Raw genomic sequence first — 18,490 nt, 5'->3', positions numbered from 1 at the left:
TTTTGATGAGCAGTTTAATCATTCCTAAAAAATCGCGTCGAATTATTCCAGGCTTTCATTTATCTCTTGGTTATACAATGCTTTACGTAAGTTTACTAGTGTTACTACCACTTTCCATGATTTTCATTCATACCATGTCCTTAAGCTGGTCAGCATTTATCGATATCATTACAGATCCCCGTGCTGTTGCTTCCTACAAAGTGAGCTTCAGCACTGCACTGATTGCAGGCTTACTAAATGTTTTTTTCGGTACGACTATGGCATGGGTTCTCGTTCGCTATCAATTTCCCTTTAAACGAATCATTGATGGGCTTGTAGACTTACCTTTTGCATTGCCTACTGCTGTCGCTGGAATTGCTTTAACATCTCTTTATGCACCAAATGGTTGGATTGGTCAATTTTTTGATTTTAAAATTGCCTTTACACCTCTTGGCATCATTATTGCTTTAACCTTTATCGGGCTACCCTTTGTTGTACGAACGGTCCAGCCCGTTTTACAAAATATCAGTGCTGAGGTGGAGGAAGCTTCGGCAAGCCTTGGAGCCAATCGTTTACAAACCTTCCGTAAAGTCATCTTACCAGAGCTAGTACCAGCTATTTTAACTGGCTTTTCCTTGGCCTTTGCGCGCGCTTTAGGTGAATATGGCTCGGTTGTTTTTATTGCAGGAAATATGCCGATGAAAACGGAAATTACGCCGTTAATTATTATGACAAAGCTTGAGCAATATGATTATGCGGGGGCAACTGCCATAGCTGTTGTCATGCTTGTGACATCCTTTATTTTGTTGTTCACCATTAACTTGATACAATGGCTAGCCAATCGTCGGTTTGTACATTAGGAGGTACTATATGGAACAATCAACTTTTATTCAGCAGGCTAGTACAGAAAAAAGGAAGGCAGCTACTCAGTCTGCTGCCTTACAGGAGCCTCGTATTATTCGCTATACGTTAATATTTATTGCCTTAGCTTTTTTAGCTTTCTTTATCGTACTACCTTTAGTATCTATTTTTATTACAGCCTTTCAAAAAGGAGCCGACGTTTACTTCGCTGCGATTACACATCCAGATGCATTAGCTGCTATTAAGCTTACTATAATCGTCGTAGCCATTACTGTACCCCTCAATGCGATCTTTGGCGTAATGGCTGCCTGGGCACTTACAAAGTTTAATTTTAAGGGGAAGAATCTATTACTTACTATGGTAGATTTACCTTTTGCAGTTTCACCTGTTATCGCAGGTTTAGTGTTTATTTTATTGTTTGGCTCACAGGGACTATTTGGTGATTGGTTGTTTGCACATGATATTAAAATTGTTTTTGCACTACCTGGCATTGTCCTTGCCACAATTTTCATCACATTGCCCTTTGTTGCACGTGAATTAATACCGCTGATGCAAACCCAAGGTACATCTGAGGAAGAAGCGTCCATTTCATTGGGGGCAAGTGGCTTTAAAACCTTTTGGTATGTCACATTACCCAATATTAAATGGGGACTATTCTATGGTTTGATTTTATGTAATGCACGAGCCATCGGAGAATTCGGGGCTGTGTCTGTGGTATCTGGTCATATCCGTGGCATGACAAATACGATGCCCCTTCATATTGAAATTCTCTATAATGAATATCAATTTGCAGCAGCCTTTGCAGTTGCTTCCTTAATGAGCGTAATGGCCATTTTTACATTAATTGTGAAAGACATTATTGCTTGGAAATCAAAATCTAGTTAAAAGGAGATGATCTCAATGAGTATACAAATTCAAAACGTATCCAAAAAATATGGGTCCTTTCAGGCACTAGAGGATATATCCGTACATATTCAGTCTGGGGAACTAGTAGCACTGCTTGGCCCTTCTGGATCAGGAAAAACCTCATTATTACGTGTGATTGCTGGGCTTGAAACAACGGATGTCGGCAACATTTTATTTGATGGTCAATCCATCACAGATCGTCATCCAAAGGAACGCAATGTGGGCTTTGTCTTTCAACATTATGCGCTTTTTCGCCATATGACGGTCTTTGACAATGTAGCTTATGGCCTGAAGGTCCGCCCTCGAAAAAGCAGACCTTCAAAACAACAAATCAACGATAAAGTGATGGAATTATTGCAACTTGTGAAGCTTGAAAATTTCTCAGATCGATATCCAACACAGCTCTCAGGTGGGCAACGACAACGTGTCGCACTGGCAAGAGCGCTTGCTGTAGAGCCAAAGGTACTATTATTAGATGAACCATTTGGAGCTCTCGATGCAAAAGTACGTAAGGAGTTACGTCGCTGGCTTCGAAAGTTACATGATGAATTTCATATTACAAGTATTTTTGTGACACATGACCAAGAGGAAGCTCTCGATGTCGCAGATCGCATTGTGGTCATGAACAATGGCAAAATCGAGCAAATTGGTAGTCCAGATGAGGTCTATACAAACCCCAAAAGTCCATTTGTCTATGATTTCTTGGGCAATGTTAATCTATTTAAAGGTCGCTTACATAATGGTAAGCTCATGCAGGGTGAAGTTGTACTTGATGTACCTGATGCCCTAACACATTCAGAGGACAATGCGATAGGCTATGTACGTCCACATGATATTCAGATTGAGAAAACAAGTATTTCAGGTACAGTTCCTGTTAAAATCAGCCACATTCATTTGCTAGGACCTATCGTTCAAATCGAACTACGCCGTGAGGATCTTGATGAATTTTTAGAAGCAGAGGTATCAAAGGAACAATTTCATCTTCTTCAACTGAAGGTGGGCGATCAGGTATTTGTAAAGCCGAAACAATTAAAGGTGTTTATTCCTGAGGATTATTCTATATAAAAAAACCATGTAGCAAAGAAAAATTTGCTACATGGTTTTTATTTTTAATGAAATTCTCTTCCATCATACACTGCTGTGACATAGCCAGCACGAATGACAAAGTCTCCAAAATGTTCGCCCTCTAATCGTTCCTTTGAAAAATGCAGCAGAATGGGGCGTAGCTCTGCTAAAATTTCCTCTTCACCAATATTTTCACGATAGATTTTATTTAAGCGATTGCCTGTAAAACTTGCACCAAGGTACATATTGTATTTACCTGGCCCTTTGCCAATAAAGCCGATTTCACCCATTGCTGCACGTGAACAGCCATTTGGACAACCAGACATGCGAATAACAATTTCTGTTTCATTTAAGCCAGCCTCATCAATAATGGCATCAATTTTTGTTATAAGAGAAGGTAAATAGCGCTCTGCTTCTGCCATGGCTAAGCCACATGTCGGTAATGAGACACAGGCAATGGAATTGCGGCGTAAGGCAGAATAATGCGCACCATCTGTTAGCTTGTATTGTTCAATAAGCGTATTTATTTGTTTCTTTTTCTGGGGTGTTACATTGCTAATCATTAAATTTTGGTTCGGTGTTAAACGAAAATCACCTGTGTGCACCTTAGCTATTTCACGTAAGCCAGTTAACAACTGATAATCCTCAAAGTCTTTTAAACGGCCATTTTGAATAAATAACGTATAATGCCAATGACCATCTGCCCCTTTAATCCAGCCAAATTCATCACCTGTACGCTCAAAAGTATACGGACGAGCCTGCTGAATTTCCCAGCCTAGACGACGCGTTAATTCTTCTTGGAACCATTCAAGTCCTCTCGCATCAATCGTGTATTTAAATCGTGCATTTTTACGGACAGAGCGATTTCCATAATCACGCTGTATCGTGATTATTTTTTCTGCTGTTTCTAGTAATTTGTCTGGCGTTATAAAGCCAATTTCACGAGCAAGCTGTGGATAGGTTTCATGATCACCGTGTGTCATGCCCATACCTCCACCAACCGCTACGTTAAAACCAACAAGCTGATTGTCTTCAACGATGGCAATCAGTCCGATATCTTGTGAAAAAACATCTACATCATTACTTGGTGGAATCGCAATACCAATTTTAAATTTACGCGGCAAATATTGAGCTCCATAAATCGGTTCAATTTCTTCATCCTGACTATCTACTACCTTTTCTCCATCTAACCATAATTCATGATAAGCGCGTGTTCGCGGCAGTAAATGCTCACTTAGTTTGGCAGACCAATTATAAACCTCTTCATGTAATGCAGACTGGTTTGGATTGACATTACACATCACATTACGGTTCACATCTCCACATGCCGCAAGAGAATCCAATAACACCTCATTGATTTCCTGCATATATTTTTTAACATTCCATTTTAAAATGCCATGTACTTGAAATGCTTGACGTGTTGTTAATTTTAAAGAGCCATTGCCATACTTTCTAGCCATTTCATCCATCACAAGCCATTGTGCTGGGGTAGCTGCTCCACCCGGTGTTCGTACACGTACCATAAATTGATAGGCAGGTTCTAGCTTTTGTTTCTGACGTTCATTCCGAAGATCTCGATCATCCTGTAAGTAACTGCCATGAAATTTCATAAGGCGATTATCGTCCTCTGGAATACCAGAGCTTAATGGATTGTTCATGGTACGTTCGAGTGTTCCACGTAGGTAATTACTTTCGGTTTTAATACGCTCTACATCACTTGGTTTCCCAGGCTGTGGAGGTAACACTATTTTTTCAGTCATTCTTTATCGCTCCTTTAATCCATTACACCTCAGCATATTGGGCATACCTGAGGGTTTACTTGCTAACAAAGAGATCAACTCATTAATAAGGGAAGGCTTTCAAGAAATTTGTGTTGAACTCCATTAATAAACGTCACGTTGGTACCGTTTTTGCTGTTTTAATTCATTCACATAGGCTTTTGCTTCCTCTGGTGTTTTCTGTCCTTGCTGTTCAATAATTTGATGAATGGTTGCATCCACATCAGATGCCATTGATTTTTCGTCACCACATACATAAATGACAGCCCCCTGCTCCAGCCACTCATAAAAACTTGCGGCATTTTCTTGCAATTTATGTTGAACATAGATTTTTTGGTCTGTATCACGTGAAAAGGCTACATGCATGTGACTTAATGTGCCAGCAGCTAGCCAACGTTGCCAATCCGTTTGATAGAGGAAATCCGTAACAAAATGCTGATCACCAAAGATGAGCCATGCTTTCCCCTCAATCCCTAACTCTTCTCGCTCCTCTAGAAAAGCTCGATATGGTGCAACACCTGTGCCTGCACCAATCATAATAATTGGCGTTTCATTATTCTCTGGCAATCTGAAATTCGGATTTTTATGAACATAGATTGGTAATGTATCACCTATTTGTATTCGTTCTGCCACACTTCCAGAGCAAACACCAAGGCGTTGTCTACCTGCTGTTTCATAGCTTACCTTGCCAATCGTTAAATGAACCTCTTCGCTATTGGCCTTTTGGCTACTAGCAATAGAATAAAGTCGAGCTGGAATTTTACGCAGTAACTCTACAAACTGCTGTGCACTCCAAGTAAATGGTGTAAATTCCTCTACTAGATCGAGTAAGTCTCTTCCTTTTGCATAGTCCTTCCATGCTTTTGGTTCTTCAAATAGCTTAGTAAATTCTTTATGCTCTGTATAAGCAGCAATTTTTTCGAGTAACGGCTTAGATAACACCGTAATTTCTAATTTTTTCTGTAGTGCTTCTTTTATTGTTATTGTTTCATCAAAAACAGTCACTTCTGTCTCCGAATCAAATTGAAGTGCTGTCAGCAATGCATTGACTAATTGTTCATCATTCTCTGGCAGAATGCCAATGCTATCGCCAGGTTCAAAATGAAAATTAGCTCCCTCAATTGATAATTCAAGATGACGCGTCTCTTTATTGGAGCCACGACCATTTAGATTTATATTTTCAAGTACTTCAGCGTAAAATGGATTTTTTCTTGAATATGTAGATTCTTCAAGTACTTGCGCCCCTTCGGTGTGTGCTGAAGTAGACGTTGCTGAAGTTGTATGCTGAAGAAATTCCTGTTGAACCGCGGAGAACCACTGTGCAGCTGCGTCATCATAATCTACATCGCAATCTATACGAGGAACAATTCTTGTTGCACCTAATTGCGCAAATCGCTCATCGAAGTCCTTACCTGTCTTACAGAAAAATTCATAGGAGCTATCCCCTAAAGCAAGAACCGAATAGTGTAGGTGCTCTAGCTTAGGCGCCCGTTTGCTATGCAAAAATTCATAGAATTGTATCGCTTGATCTGGTGGATCTCCCTCTCCATGTGTACTCACAATAAGTAATAGATTGGTGATCTTCTTTAAATTACTAGCTTTAAATTTCCCTAATGATGAGACAGTTACATCTACCTGCTGTTCTTTTAAAGCTGCTGCATACTTTTCAGCTAATCCTTGACTATTGCCTGTTTGGGAGCCATATAAAATTGTTATTGTTTTGGTAATCGGCTGGGCTGCTGGTGGTGCCTGTTCAACAATTGCTTCAATAGTTGCTTGGGGAGCACTTAGGTAACCATTTAGCCAAAATTTTTGTTCAATTGTTAATTTAGGGAGAAGCTCGTTTAATAACTTCACCTGCTCTTCATTAAATGGACTGTTTATTACTTGTAATTTCAATCTTTGCCACCTCACGAATCATCTTCATTTCATATTTTTTAATTTATCGAAGCCTTATTTTTTCCTTTTTCTCAATCTGAACCACATAGGAATTTTGAACAATCAATGTAATTGATCCGTGGTTCACAGTATTTAACATTTGGCGGACATTATCTAATGCTAGATTTACATTTTCAGTTCTTTTATCTACCATTACGAAACACCTTCCTCTTTAAAATGTAGTAATTCATCAATACGTTCCACTAATACTTTTTTCACATTGTTGTCATAGCCTAAGCTTTCACATAACAAAATGTTATGGCTGTCAAAGCCTTGTAATCGCTTGGCAATACTTTGTCTTAAAATCCCTGTAAATAATAAATAAGGGACAATAAAAATTTGCTGTTGCTTCCCCTTAGCTTGCAGCAACCAGTCTTCAAAGGTTGGTCCCATTCCGTATAAGAAGCATGTATCAACGGCTTTATAGTGATATTTAGTACGTAGCCTTTTGGCTATTTTGGCTAAATCCCTCTTAACGGCTGGATCACTACTCCCCCGTCCAATGAGTAAAACACTCGCATTGCTGTTAGGTTGCTGTTTTTCTATTATCCTAGCTTGTAACGTGTCAATTAATCGTTCATGAATGCCAAGAGGCTCACCATATGTAAACTTTACATATGGATATAGTTTTTGAGCTTTTGCCATTTCTTTCGGAATATCATGCTTTGCGTGTTGAGCAGCTAGTAGGAGAATAGGCATTACGGCAATCGCTGTTGCCCCTTTCCGAATACAGCTAGCAATGCCTTCTGCAATGGTTGGTGTTGCCAGCTCTAGAAAGCATATTTCCTGAATAGGTACTGCCACTTCTTGTTGAACGCCGTGAAGAAAGTTTACGGCCTGCTCTACACCTTCCTTGACACGACTGCCATGTGCAATATATAAAATAGCCTGCATAATCCCACAACCTTATCCCGTTATTTGGATTGGCTGTGCTGGGTTTTGCTCAAACCAATGAATGGTTTCTCTTAAGGTCACAACCTTCCCTACTAATATGATGCTAGGGTTATGAATATTTTCTGTACGCACAATTTCCTCAATTGTAGCTAAAGTACCCGTAACAGTTCTTTGCTTAGTAGAAACTGTTCCCCAGTGAATAACAGCCACAGGCGTTTTTTCATCACGGCCATATTTGAGTAATTGTTGACGGATATACGGAAGATTACCAACACCCATATAAATAGCAATTGTATCAATCCCTTTTGCAAGACTTTCCCAACGGATAGCATCTTCTTTTCCGTCCTGCATATGCCCAGTAACCATAGCAAAACTCGAACCTAAGTTACGATGTGTGACAGGAATACCTGCATATGCTGGAGCTGCTATACCTGACGTAATACCAGGCACAATTTCAAAGGGAATTTGATGCTTCGCCAGCACATCTGCCTCCTCTGCACCTCTACCAAAAACAAATGGGTCTCCTCCTTTTAATCTTGTGACAACATATCCTTGTTGGGCATAATCAACAAGCGTTTGGTTGATTTGCTCCTGAATCATGGCATGTTGCTGAGGCAACTTCCCGCAAAAGATTAATTTAGCGTCTTTCTTGGCATAGGCTAACAGCTCTTTATTAATGAGTCTGTCATATAAAATGACATCTGCACATTCAATGCAACGTAATCCTTTAATCGTAAGGAGGTCAACATCTCCAGGACCTGCACCGACAATATAAACTTTCCCCATTTCATCTCACTCCTTCTGTCAATTACGCCTCGTTGTCATGGCATTTCAGATTTATTAAAACTGCTAATAAAGGTCCTCCGCAAAATAGGGAGTTTTCTATACCTGACACTTTGCTTTCGGTACAAAAACCTTTACTGAATTAAGATAAAGAAAAAAGGCTAATATTATCCTTAGGCACAAAAATGCCTATGAATAATAAAAGCCTCTAGTTTGCTAGTCAGCCACATATTTAATTCTTAGTAATATAATAAGAATAATAAATAATTTAGTATATTCTGTCAACACTAAATTTGATACTTCGTTAGGCACAATAAAAACCAGTTGTCGATATGAAGATCGACAACTGGCTGATGTAATTATGTGCTTACCATGGTCTACGATATCGCGGACCTGGTCGAAAATATGGACCTGGTGGATATGGTCGATAGTTTGGATAATATGGATTGTAAGGATATTGATTAAATTGAGAGCCAAGGAAACTGCCTAAAAAACCACCAAAAAACGGTGCGCCAAATGGCCAAATAAAGCCTCCAAATCCTCCGCCTGGATAACCTCCGAAATTGCGCATATGCTACCTCCCCTTTTTACTCTATCGTATGAAGGAAGATACATCTATCATATGTAGAATGCCTATTCTATCGGGATTAGTGCATAAATCACAAAAAATCAGCGAGAATAAACTCCCGCTGATTGACATACTTTATTATTTTTCTTCCCCTAAACGTTGGACAAAATTCGCGAGTGTACGGACCATAACACCAGTACCACCCTTAGGTCCTAAATCATGTACAGCTACTGCATCAGATGTGCCTGCTATATCCAGGTGAATCCATGGTGTATCACCAACAAATTCGCCCACAAAGCCACCGCCGAAAATCATATGACCATCACGACCAGGTGAATTATTTAAATCAGCTACATCTGATTTTCGAATTCTTTTTTTATCATTCTCTGTTAAAGGCATGCGCCAAACAAATTCATCTGTCTCTTTTGCAGCTTCCATAAATGCTTCAAAAAATGCATCATCATTTGCAAGAGCACCTGTTTTATCCATACCTAGTGCAGTAATAACGCCTCCAGTTAAAGTAGCAACATCGATCAGTGATGTAGCCCCTTGCTGTTTAGCATATGTAGTCGCATCTGCCAGAACTAAACGCCCTTCTGCATCCGTATTTAATACTTCTACCGTTTTTCCACTGTACGTCGTAATCACATCATCTGGTTTAAACGCTGTATCAGACACCATATTATCTGTAGAACCGATAACGGCTACAACATTTTTATTTGGACGTAATTCTCCGATAATTTTCATCGCACCAAGTACAGCAGCAGCACCACCCATATCACCTTTCATACCAACCATAGAGTCCTTTGGTTTTAAAGAATAGCCGCCTGTATCATACGTTACACCCTTACCAACAAGGCCAATTGGATCTTCAAAATCTTCAGTCGCTTTATATTTTAAGGTAATTAATCGTGGTTCTTCATAAGAGCCTTGGTTAACACTCAATATACCACCCATACCTAGTTCCTCTAATTGTGCTTTATCTAATATCTCTACTTCAAAATCGTATTCCACAGCAAGAGATTGTGCATAGTTAGCTAAATCCGTAGCTGTTAGTAGATTTGGAGGTAAATTAATTAAGCTACGAGCTTCATTGACAGCATCCGCGTAAATCACACCTACCTCAAAGCTTGCCACCACTTCATCTAAATCCTCTGCTGTAGTCACAAGGTGAACAGCATCAATACGTTTATCTACTTCGTTTGAAGTGGTTTTATAATGTGGGACAGCATAATAGCCAAGGCCAATTCCTTCACCCGCTAAAAATGCTACATCTGCTGTTGAAATTGACTCTGTTGTAAATGATTCAAGCCAGATGGAATACTCTTTTACTTTTAAAGATCTTAATTCTTTTCCTACCAAACCAAATGCTGCGCGAATATCACCTTCTGTTAGGTTTTTACGCTCATCTAAACCTACGAATACAATACGTTTCAGGTTGGCATGGTCTTTCACAAATGGTAATTTCGTTAATTTCTTTAATTCAGTTGAGACGTCCCCTGCACTAATCCATGTATCAAGGGCTTCACCGTAAAAAGTTGAAAAGCTTGCCCAGTCCTGCATTTGTTCACGATGTTTTGTGACTCCTACCACTAATAGTTCAGTAGAAATCGTTTCAAATGTTTTTGCTTCTTTTACAATATGCATGTAAATTCCTCCATTCCATATACTATTATAACGAAGTTTCTGAAAAGCGCGTAATATTTGCCTAAATCTTCTTTTAGAAAATAATGAATGTTATAATAAAAGCAATTATTTACGAAGGTTGTGATGAGATTGAGTTTACTCCAAAATACCCCATTACTAATTGCCCTCTTTGCGGTTCTCTTTGCACAGTTTGTTAAAATTCCCATTCATTTTTTAATGACCAGACAAGTAAAATGGGGGCTTTTTACCTCAACGGGTGGAATGCCTAGTTCTCACTCTGCTTCTGTCACTGGTTTGGCAACCTCAATTGCCTATGAGACGGGTTTGGAATCCCCAATTTTTGCGGTAGCCGCCATGTTTTCCATTATCGTAATGTACGATGCTAGTGGTGTTCGTTACCAAGCAGGGCAGCATGCAGCCATTTTAAATCAACTGCGTAAGGATTTCCAAACATTGCTTCATGATTTAAAAAAATGGCCACAGATGGACGGACAAGAAAAAATGGAGGAATTAAAAACATTATTAGGCCATAAACGAAGTGAAGTATTTTTTGGGGCTCTCACGGGTATTTTTATCGCTATCATAGCCTATGAGTTTTTCATCTAACAGACATCAACACATCCTCTAGAGGAGGCTGTGTTTTTTTGTATAAAAAAAGTATTCCCCCTTCAATTGAAGAAAGAATACTAAGCATGTTAGAACATGCGATAGCCACTTTTACGTAAATAAATCATCACGATACCCGCCACAATAGAACCTGCAAAGCCACCTGATAAAATAGCAATATCCACAAACTGAAGTGCCTGTAATTTATCAATTAATGCTGGGAATGCAGAACCTGGCTTAAAAATATAATCTAAGAAGCTTACTTCATCTACAATAAAGATGACAACAATTGGATACACAATTGCCATTAACCATGTCATTCGTAACAGCATATTTAACAAGAATCCGATACCAAAGAACATGACGAAAAATAACAAAATAGAAATGATTAACTGTACTAATGAAACTGGACCATCCATGTATGTATAACCTCCGTTTTCCTCTCATTAGTTTACATGATTACGACACCGCTTTCAATGAACATATCCTTGTTTTCGCTTGTTCGTCATATTTAGGAAAATCATCAATCGATCATCTATGGTTGATCTTTGAATTTAGGGGTATATGCTTCTTCCGCGGGTATTTGCTTCTCCTTCGTCGTAGATGCTTTTTTCACCAAAAAACTATTGAAGACAAATGCTTATCTTCAATAGTTTCTATGATTTTATGAAGTTGATTGAGCTACTAAAAACTTTGGTGATTTCCAAAGCTGTGCCCATTTTTTAAATGCTGTCAGCACAATTAAGAAGCCAAGCATTAACATGATAACAGATAAAATCCCATTTAACATATTAAAGCCTGCAGCGGCTGGATTCCAGTATACATTTTTAATCATCCAATAGCCTGCAACGTTGACCGTAATGTATAAATAAGCCAATGGGATAAAGCATGTCAATGCATAGATGCGTTTATCTGCGACCTTCAATACCATCGTCACGCCACATACTAGACCAATGGCTGCCATTAGCTGATTGGATACACCAAATAATACCCAGATTGAGCTTATATCCCCTGAATACAATAAATAGCCCCACATAAAGCAGGCAAGTGCACTAGCAAAAATTGTACCTGGTACCCAATTGGTACGCTTCAGTGGTTTATAAACATTGCCACCAAAATCTTGTATTAAATAACGAGCTACCCTTGTTCCAGCATCAATGGCTGTAAGAATGAAAACCGCCTCAAACATAATGACAAATTGATAGAAGTACGAAGATAACTCGGCGAACCAAGGAATACCTGTAAAGATATCTGTCATACCAACTGCTAGCGTTACAGCACCTCCTGTTCGTCCTTCCAAGTCCATGCCGATACTTTGAGACAATGCTTGTAGATGAACGGGCTCCATTCCTAATGTAGCAAACACAGCTGGTGCTGAGTTAATCGCAAAATAGTCGGCTGGATGAAGAGCAGTAGCTGCAATTAAAGCCATTACACCTACTAGTGACTCTACTAACATAGCACCAAAGCCTACAATACGGATGTCCTCCCAACGATCAATCATCTTAGGCGTTGTTCCTGAGCCTACAAAAGCATGGAAGCCAGAAATGGCACCACAAGCAATTGTAATAGAAACAAACGGCCACACAGGACCGGCAATTACTGGTCCACCACCATGAATAAACTCTGTCAATGGAGGGAATTGAATAGCAGGATTAACAAAGAAAACGCCAATAATTAGTGCAATAAATACCCCAATCTTCATGAAACTACTTAAATAATCACGAGGTGCTAATAATAGCCACACAGGTAATGCAGCGGCGAAAAAGGCATAAATCGGTAAGATGATAGCTAATGTATCCCGATCAAATGTTAAAAAATCACCGAATGCTGTGCCTTGAATCAGCGGTCCGATAAATACCCCAATCATTAATAAAATAAAGCCTATAGTAGATGTAACAATTAAATTACCTGTTTTACGATAGGCAATACCCACAAGCATGGCGATTGGTATCGTAATACCTACCGCAAACGTTCCCCATGGATTGCGCTCTAAAGCACCTAACACCACCATCGAGAGACCTGCCATTGTAATCGTAATAATGAATAGCATCGCAAGGCCTGTACAGAAACCTGCGATAGGACCTAACTCCTCCTTCATCACTTCCGATAGGGATTTACCACCATGACGCATGGAAGCGAATAAAACAACAGCATCATGAACTGCCCCGCCAATTACTGCCCCGATTAATAGCCATAGAAGTCCAGGTAAATACCCAAATTGTGCCGCTAGGATTGGTCCAACTAAAGGCCCTGCTGCTGCAATCGCTGCAAAATGATGCCCAAAGGTTACCCACTTATTCGTCGGAACATAGTCTTTACCATCTTCCAAAGCGTGGGCTGGGGTGGGCGTATCATCTTTTATTTTAAGTACCTTCTTTGTAAAGAAAATGCCATACAAACGATAGCTGATCATCAAAATACAAATAGACCCTATCACTATTGTAATCGCATTCATGTAAACACCCCTTTTACTTTTTCCACATCATAGCAAAGGAATGTCCCTATTATTCATAAAATAACTGAAATGTCAGAATTTAAAGCTGAAAGGTTGTATTTGTCCGTTGAAATGCAATTACTTTGATAGGTCAAAAATTTTCCGTACCTCCTTCATATACAGCCTACTGACAGGAATAGAATGTCTGTTGTGCACAATTAAATTAAATTTAGAACTACTCCAAGGCTCAAGTTCCACAATATGCTCTAAATTGACAATATACGCGCGATGGACACGTACAAAGCCTTTTAAAGTAAGTCTTTTTTCTAACGCTGCCAATGATTCGGAAGCAATAAAACGTCCCTGCTCTGTTACAACAACCGTTTTACTATCCTCAGAGGTACAATATAAAATATCCTGTATTTTCAATAATAAAATTCGATCGTTTGCATAAACTGTTAACTTATCGAGCTTATCCAGCTGCGACACCTTTAACTCCTCCATTGTTTTTGCCTGAGCAGCTCTTTTTTTAGCTAACAGTTTTTCCACAGCTGTTTGTACCCTTTCTGCCTCAAAGGGTTTCAATATATAATCAAATGCATTGACTTCAAATGCCTGTAAAGCATAGTCATCGTAGGCTGTAGCAAAAATAATTTCAGGTCTCTGTGCATTCCGTAATAATTGTTTAGCTAAGTCAAGTCCATTGTTTATGCCTAATTCAATATCTAAAAATATACAATCGACTTCTTCAAGCTGTGCCGCTTTGCACAACTCCTCAAGATTTTCAGATTCACCACAAACATTCACTAATGCTGTTTGTTCTAATAAATAACGCAGTTCCGCTCGTGCTAACGGTTCATCATCCACAATATATACATTCAAATTTTTCTACTCCCATCTAGTCGCCTTTAACGGCAGTTGAATCATAATTTTTGTGCCCACATCTAACGTACTTGTTATATGAAAATCAGCCTCCGAACCGTAAATTTCATGAATTCGCTGATAAATATTCCATAAAGCCGTGCCTGTCCCTTGTTCCGATTCCATAATACGTTTACCTAGTTGTTTCACCTGTTCTTTCCTCATGCCACACCCATTATCCTCGGTCAACAGCAGTAGCTTATCGTTCACGCGTTGTACTTTGACATAAATTTTGCCTTCTTTACGATTTTTAAAGGCATGATAAATAGCATTTTCGACAAGAGGCTGTAAGGTAAATGGAGGAATCTGGACATCAAAGAGCGATTCATCCATCATAAACTCAACTTCATAGCGATTCGGAAATCTTGTTTGCTCAATGGATAAATAGGCTTCAACATGATCAATTTCATTTTTTAATGGAATAAGCATTTGTCGTGCGCCCTGCAGATTGCTTCTAAAGAATGTACTAAGCTTGATTAACAACGCTCTCGCCTCATCTGCATCTGTTCGAATCAAGCTCGAAATAGTATTAAGGCTATTAAAGAAGAAATGAGGATGGACTTGTGCTTGTAATGCTTTTATTTCAGCATCCTTTAATAATTTCCGCTGCTGTTCAATTTCAGCATATTCAAGCTGTGAGGAGAAAAGTCTACTTAAGCCCTCTGCTAGCTCCTTCTTCACCCCTGTCAAAGAATCCGCTTTAGTGAAATAAAGCTTTAAGCTTCCAACTGTTCGATGCTGTACCTTCAAGGGCAGGACAATGGCAGCACGTAATGGGCAGCTAGCGTGTGGACATTGAATTTCCTTTTCAGATGTAGCCATTAAAATTTTGCCTTCCTCTAATACCCGTTTCGTCAAAGCCGTCATAATTTCACGATGAATTAAATGATGATCCTCACCAACGCCAACATGTGCTAACACCCCATTTTTATCGGTAATAGCGACCGCATCTACTTTTATTTCTCTTTTAATAATTTCTGCAACCGTTTGGCATGATTCTTCATTCAAGCCTTTTCGAAAATGCTCAATTGTTTGTTGGGCAATTGAAAAAGCTTGATGGGTTTGTAATGCCTTTGTTCGCTCCTCTTCATCAATAAACGTTTTAATAATCATGAAAAATAAAAATATCCCAAAGGCATTCATTAAAATCATCGGCATTGCAATTAATGAAACTAACTGCAAGGCCTGCTCAAATGGCTTCGCTACTACTAAAATTACCAGCATTTGAATCGTTTCTGCACAGATGCCGATAATGACTGCTTTCTTATAAGAAAAAGTTTGACGTATTTTAAAGCGTTTACTTAAACCACCTGTAATGAAGCCAGCTAGAATCGTTGAAACACCGCAGGCTATTGCTGTAAAACCACCAAGTGTAATTCGGTGAATACCTGCAATAATTCCTACACATACACCAACAAGTGGTCCACCAAAAATTCCTGCAATAGCGACACCAATTAATCTCGTATTAGCGATGGCCTCCTCCGCATTGATTGTGCTATGTATCATCTGATTTAAAGGATGGATTGTCCCACTTTCAATTTTAATCCCTGTATAACTGCTGATAATACATAGGCTACTAAAGATAATGATGAGCCATATTTTCTCTTTCGTTCCTTGCTCCTGAAACAGCTTTTCTCGAAAGAGTCGCCATCTTGACATTAAAAAGGCAAACACAATGATCAGCCCAACTCGCTCTAACATAAATAAAAACAGCTCCATCAAAGGTCACCTCCTAAAAGTCATATTATTTTTTAAAGAATAAACGATAAGAGGTATAACCAAAAATATCACCTGGATTAATCCCTTCTATCGCCTCTAATTGATGTCTTTCAAATTGATTGGAAGCCATTTCCTTTAACATCACAGAGGTTGTTTCATCTTGTGCTAGCTCCTGAGGGTATAACCATTTAGCTTCTAAAATTTCTTTTTCTTGAATGGAAACCTGCTGCTGCTCATCTAGCATTCGACAATAAAAAATGGCCATATTATCACTGATGTCATCACGGATGACACCTGTTCTAAATCCAATTAAGCCTGAGACTCTACAATCGATGCCTGTTTCTTCTTTGATTTCACGAATGACCGCCTCATCCACCGTTTCTCCTGCATTAACAAAACCTGCTGGCAATGACCAACGCCCCTTCAAGCCACTATAAGCCTTCTTTACAACCAACCATTGCCCAAGCTCATTCACTGTAACACCCGATACACCTAACCATATTTTCCCACGATCTTTTTTCATAACCTTCACCTCTATCTACCTATTATACCTGCTCGCTTTCTATGGAATGAAGCATTAATTCAGAATTTTACAGCTAATCCACAGTGAAAATGCTTCTTTCATTCAACCTCAGTGAAAGAAGCTATAATACACTGCCTAGAATTTCATTAAATACGTTCATAAAAATTGGTTGGAAGTGTCATTTAAGTAGATGATTTTAACATCGTTACTTACAAACAGGAAAATAAAAAGAAAGAAAAAAGCTCCTTTCATTCATCATGTTTTGCAACATCATCAATCAAAGAAGCCTATTATGGTTAGCCCATTATTCGAATGGATTTATTTAATTTTATTCACAAACCTCAGGCGTACCTTCACGCTTTGCTGTTCTAAATGAAGTACCGCAACCACATGATGCGATGGCATTTGGATTATCGATGGTGAATTGAACGGTATACTATTCGTAAGCATGAACGCCTACTGTACGTATTTTTTATCGGTATTTGAATACGACGTATTTTACAACACTTACGTATTATTAAAACGATAGATTACTTTCTTACATTATATATGTAGACTTACTAGAACCGCAAGTAACTATTTAATAGACCTGGCTGTTAACGTTGAAAGTAACGTATGTTGCTGCCTTATCACTTCATCTTTATAAGCGATTTCACTTTCTAACATCGCACAATTTTCACAACCCACATCTTGAACATCTATACCGTAAAACTTCTTTATAGCCTTTTTAACTGCGTCTAGCATAAAAACTGTACCGGATACTCTATGTTTAGCATACGTCATAGCATCGACTTCCAATTCATTAAATAGAACACTATTCCCCATAGGTTGCGAGAATGTACCAAGAAAATATTGAAATTTTTCTCTATACCTAGCAATAGTCGATACACTTACACCTAACATCTTTGCTAATTCTGTCTGATTAATTAATTTTTCATCCATAGATTGTGTCCCCATTCTTCCGAAACACGCGCGCGATATGGTCGGTAATTACTCGTTAACAATACGAACTATACACCACCTAATTAAAATACGCAACCCTCGTAAACCCGCGTCACTACTGCGTTAATTACGTTTTCTGTAATTTATAACGTTTAAGGTTATTTCATTTTACTTGCTTTACGTTTTAGTTTCTCGATGCGACCTTCGTAACCGCCTTTAGTATTGTCATGTTGACCAATTTTCAACGCCTGTTCGGATATATTAAGCGCATCTTGTATCCGGCCTTGCTTTTCGTACATAATAGCGAGCCTGCTAAACGCAACTACTCTCGCACCTTTAAACGCAATTAAGTCCAATTCGTTAATAACATCAAGGCAATATCGCTCACATTCGTCGAAATCTCCGGCTTTGTATGCCATTTCTGCGAGTTTTGTTCGAGGAAAATGCTTGTCCACAGAATTTGTAGCACGTTTTATAGCCTCAATTAAGACTCGTTTACGGAGATCAGGCGATAAGCCCTCAGATAAACTTTCTAAAAACTGTGATGCGCTTCCGCTGTAAGTACGATTTCCTTTATCGAAATCATCACGCACATACGGCCTGTTCGATAGTTGATATGGAAGAGCTAGCGAGTCTTTAATTTCCTCGATTTCCGACTCGGATAACGTACTATAAAAATCCTCTAACGCTAAGTGACGGATAATTCCGCCTGGCTCCTTCTTGAAAATGGATAACATTCACATCTCCTCCTACCTATTTATTCTACTTATTATTTATTTTTCCTTTTATACCCCCCAAATGTTTAAAAATTGTATGTAAGGTCAGAACAGCAGAAAGCGCCTGTCAGAATCGGTGGCCTTGGGGTCACGCACTTTCGACGCAAAAAAAAGAACGACCAAGCTCATTTGCTCAGTCGTTAATTA

The 18,490-nt window shown here is 39.0% G+C and carries 18 protein-coding genes and 1 pseudogene; 4 read left to right on the top strand and 15 right to left on the bottom strand.

Annotated elements, in window-relative coordinates; all coding sequences use genetic code 11:
- Positions 1-5 precede the first annotated feature (5 nt).
- From cysT to EW028_RS22865, 3 genes are read left to right on the top strand one after another with little or no spacing between them, the layout of a single operon-like run.
- Positions 6-839 (top strand): sulfate ABC transporter permease subunit CysT, encoded by an 834-nt coding sequence (cysT, locus tag EW028_RS22875; RefSeq protein WP_131522549.1) that lies wholly within the window; start codon positions 6-8, stop codon positions 837-839.
- Between the two features lie 10 nt (positions 840-849).
- Positions 850-1,725 carry a sulfate ABC transporter permease subunit CysW gene (gene cysW / locus EW028_RS22870; protein ID WP_131522548.1) on the top strand — a complete coding sequence of 292 codons (876 nt, stop codon included), beginning with the start codon at positions 850-852 and terminating at the stop codon, positions 1,723-1,725.
- 15 nt (positions 1,726-1,740) lie between these two features.
- Positions 1,741-2,811, top strand: a complete 1,071-nt coding sequence (locus EW028_RS22865; protein WP_131522547.1) for a sulfate/molybdate ABC transporter ATP-binding protein — start codon at positions 1,741-1,743, stop codon at positions 2,809-2,811.
- A 44-nt stretch (positions 2,812-2,855) separates the two neighbouring features.
- On the opposite strand, the gene cysI is transcribed toward EW028_RS22865, so the two are convergent.
- The 7 genes from cysI to EW028_RS22830 form a co-directional block, all read right to left on the bottom strand.
- On the bottom strand, positions 2,856-4,571 hold the full coding sequence (gene cysI, locus EW028_RS22860; protein ID WP_131522546.1) for an assimilatory sulfite reductase (NADPH) hemoprotein subunit: 1,716 nt from the start codon (positions 4,569-4,571) through the stop codon (positions 2,856-2,858).
- Positions 4,572-4,694: 123 nt separating this feature from the next.
- On the bottom strand, positions 4,695-6,488 hold the full coding sequence (locus EW028_RS22855; RefSeq protein ID WP_131522545.1) for an assimilatory sulfite reductase (NADPH) flavoprotein subunit: 1,794 nt from the start codon (positions 6,486-6,488) through the stop codon (positions 4,695-4,697).
- A gap of 43 nt (positions 6,489-6,531) precedes the next feature.
- Complete coding sequence (locus EW028_RS22850; protein WP_004228347.1) at positions 6,532-6,681, bottom strand: YezD family protein; 150 nt, start codon at positions 6,679-6,681, stop codon at positions 6,532-6,534.
- The gene (locus EW028_RS22845; protein ID WP_131522544.1) at positions 6,681-7,421 is read right to left on the bottom strand and encodes a sirohydrochlorin chelatase; all 741 of its coding nucleotides are present in this window, start codon (positions 7,419-7,421) and stop codon (positions 6,681-6,683) included. The genes EW028_RS22850 and EW028_RS22845 overlap by 1 nt, the downstream gene beginning before the upstream one ends.
- A gap of 12 nt (positions 7,422-7,433) precedes the next feature.
- Complete coding sequence (gene cobA / locus EW028_RS22840; RefSeq protein ID WP_054549436.1) at positions 7,434-8,207, bottom strand: uroporphyrinogen-III C-methyltransferase; 774 nt, start codon at positions 8,205-8,207, stop codon at positions 7,434-7,436.
- Positions 8,208-8,571: 364 nt separating this feature from the next.
- Positions 8,572-8,775, bottom strand: a complete 204-nt coding sequence (locus tag EW028_RS22835; protein WP_016991509.1) for a hypothetical protein — start codon at positions 8,773-8,775, stop codon at positions 8,572-8,574.
- A 135-nt stretch (positions 8,776-8,910) separates the two neighbouring features.
- Positions 8,911-10,419: a leucyl aminopeptidase gene (locus tag EW028_RS22830; protein ID WP_131522543.1), complete on the bottom strand. Its 1,509-nt coding sequence runs from the start codon at positions 10,417-10,419 to the stop codon at positions 8,911-8,913.
- Positions 10,420-10,542: 123 nt separating this feature from the next.
- On the opposite strand from EW028_RS22830, the gene EW028_RS22825 reads away from it, so the two are divergent.
- The gene (locus EW028_RS22825) at positions 10,543-11,025 is read left to right on the top strand and encodes a divergent PAP2 family protein (protein ID WP_131522542.1); all 483 of its coding nucleotides are present in this window, start codon (positions 10,543-10,545) and stop codon (positions 11,023-11,025) included.
- 89 nt (positions 11,026-11,114) lie between these two features.
- On the opposite strand, the gene EW028_RS22820 is transcribed toward EW028_RS22825, so the two are convergent.
- From EW028_RS22820 to EW028_RS22785, 8 genes and pseudogenes are all read right to left on the bottom strand, one after another.
- Positions 11,115-11,444, bottom strand: a complete 330-nt coding sequence (locus EW028_RS22820; protein ID WP_004228336.1) for a YuiB family protein — start codon at positions 11,442-11,444, stop codon at positions 11,115-11,117.
- A 245-nt stretch (positions 11,445-11,689) separates the two neighbouring features.
- Complete coding sequence (locus EW028_RS22815; RefSeq protein ID WP_004228334.1) at positions 11,690-13,483, bottom strand: carbon starvation CstA family protein; 1,794 nt, start codon at positions 13,481-13,483, stop codon at positions 11,690-11,692.
- Positions 13,484-13,600: 117 nt separating this feature from the next.
- Positions 13,601-14,344 (bottom strand): LytR/AlgR family response regulator transcription factor, encoded by a 744-nt coding sequence (locus EW028_RS22810; protein WP_131522541.1) that lies wholly within the window; start codon positions 14,342-14,344, stop codon positions 13,601-13,603.
- 6 nt (positions 14,345-14,350) lie between these two features.
- Positions 14,351-16,102, bottom strand: a complete 1,752-nt coding sequence (locus EW028_RS22805; RefSeq protein ID WP_131522540.1) for a sensor histidine kinase — start codon at positions 16,100-16,102, stop codon at positions 14,351-14,353.
- Between the two features lie 25 nt (positions 16,103-16,127).
- Positions 16,128-16,625, bottom strand: a complete 498-nt coding sequence (locus tag EW028_RS22800; protein ID WP_131522539.1) for an NUDIX hydrolase — start codon at positions 16,623-16,625, stop codon at positions 16,128-16,130.
- Positions 16,626-16,953: 328 nt separating this feature from the next.
- Positions 16,954-17,049: pseudogene (locus EW028_RS22795) on the bottom strand (iron-sulfur cluster assembly accessory protein); the annotation flags it as partial.
- 152 nt (positions 17,050-17,201) lie between these two features.
- Positions 17,202-17,567 carry a helix-turn-helix transcriptional regulator gene (locus EW028_RS22790; protein ID WP_089934043.1) on the bottom strand — a complete coding sequence of 122 codons (366 nt, stop codon included), beginning with the start codon at positions 17,565-17,567 and terminating at the stop codon, positions 17,202-17,204.
- A 158-nt stretch (positions 17,568-17,725) separates the two neighbouring features.
- Complete coding sequence (locus EW028_RS22785) at positions 17,726-18,304, bottom strand: tetratricopeptide repeat protein (protein ID WP_131522538.1); 579 nt, start codon at positions 18,302-18,304, stop codon at positions 17,726-17,728.
- Between the last annotated feature and the right edge of the window lie 186 nt (positions 18,305-18,490).

This window comes from Lysinibacillus sp. OL1 (assembly GCF_004332175.1).
In the GTDB taxonomy this organism is placed as follows: Bacteria; Bacillota; Bacilli; order Bacillales_A; family Planococcaceae; genus Lysinibacillus; species Lysinibacillus capsici.
This window is presented reverse-complemented; position numbering and strand designations above follow the sequence as displayed.

Bases quoted from the DNA above. Each gene is read 5' to 3' on its own strand.
- cysW (WP_131522548.1), top strand. From the start codon at position 850: ATGGAACAATCAACTTTTATTCAGCAGGCTAGTACAGAAAAAAGGAAG.
- cysI (WP_131522546.1), bottom strand. From the start codon at position 4,571: ATGACTGAAAAAATAGTGTTACCTCCACAGCCTGGGAAACCAAGTGAT.
- cobA (WP_054549436.1), bottom strand. From the start codon at position 8,207: ATGGGGAAAGTTTATATTGTCGGTGCAGGTCCTGGAGATGTTGACCTC.
- EW028_RS22800 (WP_131522539.1), bottom strand. From the start codon at position 16,625: ATGAAAAAAGATCGTGGGAAAATATGGTTAGGTGTATCGGGTGTTACA.
- EW028_RS22805 (WP_131522540.1), bottom strand. From the start codon at position 16,102: ATGGAGCTGTTTTTATTTATGTTAGAGCGAGTTGGGCTGATCATTGTG.
- EW028_RS22815 (WP_004228334.1), bottom strand. From the start codon at position 13,483: ATGAATGCGATTACAATAGTGATAGGGTCTATTTGTATTTTGATGATC.
- EW028_RS22830 (WP_131522543.1), bottom strand. From the start codon at position 10,419: ATGCATATTGTAAAAGAAGCAAAAACATTTGAAACGATTTCTACTGAA.
- EW028_RS22825 (WP_131522542.1), top strand. From the start codon at position 10,543: ATGAGATTGAGTTTACTCCAAAATACCCCATTACTAATTGCCCTCTTT.
- EW028_RS22820 (WP_004228336.1), bottom strand. From the start codon at position 11,444: ATGGATGGTCCAGTTTCATTAGTACAGTTAATCATTTCTATTTTGTTA.
- EW028_RS22845 (WP_131522544.1), bottom strand. From the start codon at position 7,421: ATGCAGGCTATTTTATATATTGCACATGGCAGTCGTGTCAAGGAAGGT.
- EW028_RS22850 (WP_004228347.1), bottom strand. From the start codon at position 6,681: ATGGTAGATAAAAGAACTGAAAATGTAAATCTAGCATTAGATAATGTC.
- cysT (WP_131522549.1), top strand. From the start codon at position 6: ATGAGCAGTTTAATCATTCCTAAAAAATCGCGTCGAATTATTCCAGGC.
- EW028_RS22785 (WP_131522538.1), bottom strand. From the start codon at position 18,304: ATGTTATCCATTTTCAAGAAGGAGCCAGGCGGAATTATCCGTCACTTA.
- EW028_RS22865 (WP_131522547.1), top strand. From the start codon at position 1,741: ATGAGTATACAAATTCAAAACGTATCCAAAAAATATGGGTCCTTTCAG.
- EW028_RS22835 (WP_016991509.1), bottom strand. From the start codon at position 8,775: ATGCGCAATTTCGGAGGTTATCCAGGCGGAGGATTTGGAGGCTTTATT.
- EW028_RS22790 (WP_089934043.1), bottom strand. From the start codon at position 17,567: ATGGATGAAAAATTAATTAATCAGACAGAATTAGCAAAGATGTTAGGT.